Here is a 7,248-nt window from a genome sequence, read left to right as displayed (position 1 = left end):
ATGCCGTGCAATTGAAAAGACAACTTGGCGATATCGATACCAACGATGCTAATCTTACTCATAGTGGACCCCCTATCTAGTGATGCCGGTACAAACTTAATTGTGGCACTTAGGTGGGCGGGTCCATTTCATTTGCTACAGATACTTTTCTCCTCAGGAACCGTATTGTTGGGCATCGCGTTGCGATGACCAACCTACTAACCCACCCATAAATTGGCCATTGCACAGCAATGCCCAATCCACCAGCCCATTCTCAAGCCCACTCGTATGTTGGCCATTGCGCAGCAATGCCCAACACAAAAAATCCTCAAACACACCTCCCAACCCAACGCCCATAACCTTAGAAAAAATAATACCTTTCACCACTTTGATAAGCGTCGCTTATCAGCCGATATAACCTTTTGATTTGTGTGAGCTTAAATCTTTGGCGCAAGATAAAACGGTCCCCAGCAACAGGCCAAGGTAGTTTCTGGTGATGATCAAGGACTCTGGATGAACGCCTTGATTTGTTAGTACCTGCGTAAGGGTTAATGATTAACCATACAGGTGCGGCTCTCTCTGCGAACAATAACGAGTAAACGCGAAACCAGCAGAGGTTAAGAGAACGTCGGTTTCCAACACATCTATGCTGCTGCCGGATCAACAACGCCGGCCCATTAACAACACAATAAAGATGTGTAGCAAATAGAGGATCATAATAATGACAACGCCTGCAGCTATCCAAACCTCTCTGCGAGGTGACAACGCATTGCCGCTGCGTCCTGCCAGTCAGGTCATGGATCTGGAGCGCCTGGGGTCGATGCATCAGAGCCGCCTGAGCTTCATGCGCACCCTTATCCGTCGCATCATGCGTGAACGCTGGCAGATCGAACCTGCCCGTTTCGAACTCGACAACGAAGGCTACGGCACCGTGGTATACGAGGTGCGTGCACCACACGGTCTGTTCAGCTTCGTACTGTTCTCTGATTACCTCTCTCCGGAAGAGCGTAACGACCGCGTAATCGCTACCAAATGGGACCTGACTATGGCCCTGGTGGAAGGTACGGTCGACGATATCTACCTGGAAAAACTGTGCCAGAACGTACCTAAACAGGAAGCCGGTCGCGTTGATGCCCGTGTATTCGTTCTGTCCCGTGCTAACCGCAGTGCCCGTAACTTCGACTACGTGGTTGATCAGCTGTCCAAAGGTGAACAGCCAGACGTAGATAAAATCGCCAAGGTCGGTTACCTGTACCGCACCACAGCCGTATACGGCAGCGGTAAGCTAGGTATGGCGGACTGGGAAAAAGTCCGCACCAAACACAAAGATTTTGCGCGTCCGTTTGCCGGTGAGATGTTTGTCTGCCTGATGCTGCGTAACTTCAGCCTGCTGCAGGCGGAGCATATCGCTCGCCACCGTGCACCTAACTCCTTCAAGCCGATGGATGCGGAGATCAAACGTTACTTCGGTATCGGTAACTCCACCGGTCTGGGTATGGCACCTTACCTGGTTAACCACCCGCTGCTCATCAACCAATGGATTGAGATGCGCGAACTAGCGCTGGCCCGTATCCGCGTACTGGGCAACATCAATGACCGTGTACGCCACCACCTGGATGAACTGATCGAGCGCTGCGCACTGCACACTGCCGAAACGTTTACCGAAGACGAGTGGCAAACCGAAAACAACAAGCTGGTTCTGGCGGATCTCGAAGCACTAAAAGGCTACATCGCCGCCGACTTCAGCGACTGGAACAACCTGTTGGGTTGGAGCGAAGAAAACTGCTCCGTACAGGGTCAGGAGATGCTGGTATCTATCCTGCTGGAACTCTACCCAGAGCTGGTAGAAGACCTGGAGGAGTACCACAACGCAGAAGAGTTCCTGGATCTTGATCCATTGATGCCACTGCAGGAACTTAAATCTGTAATCGAGACCCGTTACGACTGGGCGTTAGAGATCGACTTCAGTGCAGAAGGCGCACGTGAGACCTGCTGGTACCGCTCTGAAGAGAAGATGGAACCACGTCTGGGCAGTGTTGCGGACGTTGAAGCCAAGGATAAGCAGATGGCACTGGGCGTGGGTTACGCGGTTCGCAAGTGCTACGACCAGTTATGCGAATATGTTCAGGAGCATCCAGAACACACCACCGCTCGCTTCATGGTGGCACGACCGAAGATGCGCGGCATCGTTCGCCGTATCCAGAGCATGAACCGCTGTGTCTACGGTGATATCCAAGCCAACCTGCTGGATCAGGATATCCTGCCGATGCACCTGCTACGCTGCAAACTGGCGTTCTTCGGGGTAAGTAAGTTCGATCCACGTTCCCGTCTGTGGGTACGTAACACCATGTTCCAGGGCGCACCGCTACTGGAAGATATCGGACAAACTTTTAACGATGACTGGTTCATGCCTCTGGCGCCAAAGCAGTAAGGAGTAGTAACAATGCATATTTCTATGAATGAACTGAAAGCTGCACTGCGCCGCTGCTTTGAAGCAACTGGTTACTTCGTGGGTAACTACGAAGATGCTGCGAACATGATTCTGTGGCTGGAAAAGCATGGCCTGAATGGCCTGCAGGAGCTGGAACGCGCACTGCCTTACATCGGTGAAGACAGCGACAAACCGCTGAGCAGCGTTGTCTACGAAGACAGTACTTCCGCGATCATCGACAGCCACGGCCGCAGCGCACTGAACTGTATCGCTGCATCCGTAGACCTGGCACACGCTAAGGCGCTGGAAAGCGGTATTGCGACAGTCACCGTACATAACTGCCATAACCGTATGTTTATCCTGAAAGCCCTGACCGACTGTGGTCGTCGTGGCATCAGCGTGGCGGCGTACTGGCAGAACGGGAGCGACACCGTGACCGAGCACACTGCTGCGATCAAAGCGGGTCAGCGTTACCCAAGCTACAGCGAAGCAACTACCTCTCTGGAAACCAGCGAAGTAGACGTACAGGCGCTGACCATCATCTGCAGCTCCCGTGTGGATCTGACCTCCTCCCTACAGGAGTCCCGTGGCAACCGTGCAGCGCGTTACATCAGCGCCGATCAGGTTGCAGCGAACAAGGACCTCACCGTTGAAAACGGCGTCGACATCGACGATGCACTGTGGGAAGAGATCAACCGCCTGGGTGCTAAAGTCCTGGTAACCAACAGCGAACAATCCCGCCAGGGTGCGGGTGGTCGCTAACAGCGTTCTCTCCATCAGCTCGGAAACAAGCTGAGTTCTATCAGTGGCCGGTTTCAAGCGTCCCGGCCACGCCTATCATTTTGTCCGAATATTGGACTTCGCCATACGCCCTCATTTTGAGGGCGTTTTTTTGGGTTCTGATAAACGTTGGGCATTGCTACCCAATGGCCAACCTACCCGTAATTAAAAATATTGATCCGTAGGTTGGTCATCGCAACGCGATGCCCAACAGTGCCCCAAAAATACGAAAAGTAAATGAATTTGTAGCAGCCCGCTCCGAGGGCGACCTTTCGAAGGCTTGGCGCCCCCCCCTGTCGCGGTCGGAGACCGCTGCTACAAGATGGGAGCGAAACGTTTAAACCTGTAAAACGTTGTAAATGAGATGTAAACAGAACTTGCCAACACTACCGGTAAACCTCTAGGTTTAGAGGCAGGCAGATCACTGCATATAATAAAAATAACGCACGTTGTACGGATAAAAGGTCCGATGAATACAGATTCCAGAATCCTCGTGGTCGATGACGAAGAGCTGACACGCGATTGTTTGCGCAGCTACTTCGAAGAGGAAGGTTACACCGTTTACAGTGCTGAAACGGCAGAGCAAGCCGAAGCCATTCTCAGCAGCGAACCGATCGATGTGATCCTGCTCGACATACGTTTACCGGGCAAGGATGGCCTGACCCTCACCCGTGAACTCCGGGTGCATACCGAAGTGGGCATCATCCTGGTCACCGGCCGTCAGGATGAAGTGGATCGCTTGATCGGTCTTGAATGTGGTGCCGACGAATACGTCACCAAACCCTTTAACCCGCGTGAGATCCTGGCCCGCACCAAGAACCTGGTGCGCCGCGTACGTCACTGTACCGACGCTAAACCAACCGATTCCCTACCCCACACCTTTAAGCAGTTCGAGCGCTGGAAACTAAATCTGGATCGCCGTCAGTTGATCGACGAGCAGCAACAGATCGTGCAGCTCACCGAAGGTGAATTCCAGCTACTCAACACTCTGATGACACACTCTGGTCGGGTGATGAGCCGTGAGCAAATTCTGGAACAGATCCGTAACCGCGAGTGGGTACCCAGCGACCGCACCGTGGATGTACTGATCGGTCGTTTGCGCCGCAAACTGGGCGACGATCCGGCCAATCCGAAAACCATTCTGACCGTACACGGCGCCGGTTACCTTTTCACCCCCAAACCCGTGGACATGGCATGATCATCCGCTGGCTGGGATTCACATTACTCAGCCTAGTGTTGAGCATCTCCAGCAGCCATGCACGTGTTCTAAAAGCCTGCGGCCATCCGTTTTACCCACCGGTTTCATGGGTTCAGGCAGGCCAGCTCACTGGGCTGGCACCTTCCGTCACCCTTCAGCTGTTTGCGGAGCTTGGCTACAAGGTTGAGCTCAGCGCCGACTACAACTGGAAACGCTGCTTGCGGGAAGTGCAGTTAGGCAACGCAGATATCGTCGTGGCGGCATACCGTATCCCCAGCCGCGAGACCTACCTCTGGTTCAGCAAGCAACCGGTGATTGCGGATCCGGTTGCATTCTTTGTAAACCGCGAAAATCCAATTAGTTTTACTGATCTGGACGATCTACGCGGCAAAACCACCGGGCTGCTTTTAGGCGACAGCTTTGGCGAGCGGCTCGACCAGTTTCTGGCCCAGAATACCCGTATCGAACATGTTTCCCGCAACCGGCAGAACTTCGAAAAATTGGCCCGCCAACGTATCGACTTTATGCCAGTCGGGCTGCTGAGTGGCCGCTTGCAAAGCCAGAAGATGGGGTATCACGATAAAGTTGTAGCCTTGGATTACCGGGTCAGCACCGAGTTTTACCACCTGGCCGTGGGTCACAAGAGTGACCTGAAAGCACACCTGCCGTTTATTGACCGTCGTCTGAAAGAGATGCAACGGGATGGCACCATCCAGCGTCTGACCGATCGTTACAGTCTGAAATACCTCGACGCTACTGATATACCCAAGACAGCAGACATACGGGAGCCAACAACCTCACCATGAAACACCCTAAAGGACTGTTACCCAAGATCGCCCGCTACTCCAGCGAACACCCGCTGGGGTATCGGGTTATGGTATATGTGTGTGCCTGCAGCTTCCTGTTTATTCTGCTCTCGACTGCGCTGCAGCTCACCTTGGATTACCGCAGGGAACACAAGGCGATCGACCAGCAGGTCGACCTGATCCGCAGCAGTTACCTGGCCAGCCTTGCTAAAAGCCTCTGGGATCTAGACCAGGGACAGATTGAGCTGCAGCTGAAAGGGATTCAGAACCTGCCCGATGTGGCTTACCTCACACTGGACAGCAACGATGTCTCAATTGAGGACCTGACACCACCGTCCGAAGACCACAGGGTGCAAACCCACAGTTTCGAATTGATTCACGTAGCCAACCAGACCGGGCGCAAGCTGGGCCGGTTGGACGTCAGCTTTGACCTAGAAGCGATCAACTCCCGCATCATCAAGCGCAGCTTCAACACCTTCCTCACCCAGACCTTGCTGGTTCTCCTGATCGTGCTGGTGATTCTGGTGATCTTCCAGCGCCAGATCACCCGTCACCTGGAGTCGATGGCCAACTACAGCCGCGAGATCGGGGCCGGTGAGCTGGAACATAGCCTCACCCTCAACCGCCAGCCGCCGAAGAAACGGGACGAGCTGGACCAGCTGGTGACGGCGCTGAACGATATGCGCCAATCGATCCGTATGGATATCGCTCGGCGCGAACAGGAAGAGCAGCGCCTGCGTTATAACCGTGACCAACTTCAGGAGATGGTAGAACGCCGCACCCAGAGCCTGTTACGTGCCAAAGAAGCCGCCGAGGAAGCCAGTAATGCCAAATCCCGCTTCCTCTCCACCATGAGTCACGAGATCCGCACGCCGATGAACGGTATGCTGGGCATGATCCAGTTGCTGGAAAGCAGCGAGCTGACCACTAAGCAGCGCGATCATATCCGTGTTCTGCACGACGCCACCAATGCCCTGCTTGCGACCTTTAACAATGTGCTGGAATACGGTCGCCTGGTGGAAGGCGCGTACAGTGTGACGCCGACCCGCTTCTCCCTTCACAACCTGTTGCACAACCTGATCACCTTGCTGGCGCCAGAAGCAGACCGCAAAAAGATCGGCCTCGTGCTCAACTGCGGTGACGATGTGATCGACCACTGCTCTACCGAAGAGAGCAGCCTGCGCCAGATTCTTACCAACCTGCTGGCCAATGCGATCAAGTTTACCGATCAGGGGATCGTTCAACTAAACGTCCGTACCTTGAAACAACACGGCAGTAAACATCTTCTGCGCTTTGAGATCATCGACTCCGGCATCGGTATCGCACCGGAGCTGCAACAACATATTTTCGACCGCTTTACCCAAGCCGATGAAACCATCACCCGTCGTTTTGGCGGCACCGGTCTGGGCCTCGCGATCTGTAAGGAGCTGGCCGAACACCTGGGCGGACAGATTGGACTGATCAGTGAACCCGGTCAGGGCAGCACCTTCTGGATCGAAATCGAGCTTGAAGCCGCCCAATTGCCAATGCAGGAAACCGTACAAATTGCCCAAGCAGAGCTAACCATCCAGCCACGCAGAATACTGCTGGTTGAGGATGTGGAGATCAACCAGCAGGTTGTGCTGGGATTACTGGCAGAACAGGCGCATCAGGTCACCATCGCCAGTGACGGATTTGAGGCCCTCAAACTAGGCCAGGAACAACCCTTCGACCTGATCCTGATGGATATGCACCTGCCGGGTTTGAGTGGAATCGAAATCAGCCGTCGCCTGACCAACGATCCCGAATGTATTAACCAACACACCCGTATCATCGCCCTGACCGCGAGCGTGCGACCGGAAGATGTGCACGATTATCTGGAAGCGGGGATCAGCAACGTGATCGCTAAACCGGTACAGAAAGAGCAGCTGTTTGCCGCCGTACGTGGCGACAAAGTCATGGTAGATACAACACCGGAGCACGCAGCCATGGAAAACGACGTGCCGTTATTGGATCAGTCGATCATCGCTGTGCATCAGCAGATGCTGGGGCCTGAAAAACTGGCCACGTTGATG

5 protein-coding genes are annotated in these 7,248 nt (G+C 54.0%); all 5 read left to right on the top strand.

The features are described 5' to 3' along the window. Nucleotides 1-700 precede the first annotated feature (700 nt). Nucleotides 701-2,410, top strand: coding sequence for a hypothetical protein (locus tag ACEQ15_RS15720; protein ID WP_370280187.1), 1,710 nt, complete (start codon nt 701-703; stop codon nt 2,408-2,410). 12 nt (nt 2,411-2,422) lie between these two features. Next, the gene (locus ACEQ15_RS15715; RefSeq protein ID WP_370280186.1) at nt 2,423-3,172 is read left to right on the top strand and encodes a DUF3726 domain-containing protein; all 750 of its coding nucleotides are present in this window, start codon (nt 2,423-2,425) and stop codon (nt 3,170-3,172) included. 487 nt (nt 3,173-3,659) lie between these two features. Further along, on the top strand, nt 3,660-4,388 hold the full coding sequence (locus tag ACEQ15_RS15710; RefSeq protein WP_370280185.1) for a response regulator: 729 nt from the start codon (nt 3,660-3,662) through the stop codon (nt 4,386-4,388). Next, a complete protein-coding gene (locus tag ACEQ15_RS15705) occupies nt 4,385-5,194 on the top strand; it encodes a substrate-binding periplasmic protein (protein ID WP_370280184.1) in 810 nt (269 codons plus the stop codon). Before ACEQ15_RS15710 ends, ACEQ15_RS15705 begins: the two co-directional genes overlap by 4 nt. Further along, nucleotides 5,191-7,248 (top strand): ATP-binding protein (locus tag ACEQ15_RS15700; RefSeq protein WP_370280183.1); only part of this gene is annotated, 2,058 nt, incomplete at its 3' end. The genes ACEQ15_RS15705 and ACEQ15_RS15700, both read left to right, overlap by 4 nt.

Origin of the sequence: Pontibacterium sp. (assembly GCF_964228735.1) — a bacterium.
Taxonomy (GTDB): domain Bacteria; phylum Pseudomonadota; class Gammaproteobacteria; order Pseudomonadales; family Balneatricaceae; genus Pontibacterium.
This window is presented reverse-complemented; position numbering and strand designations above follow the sequence as displayed.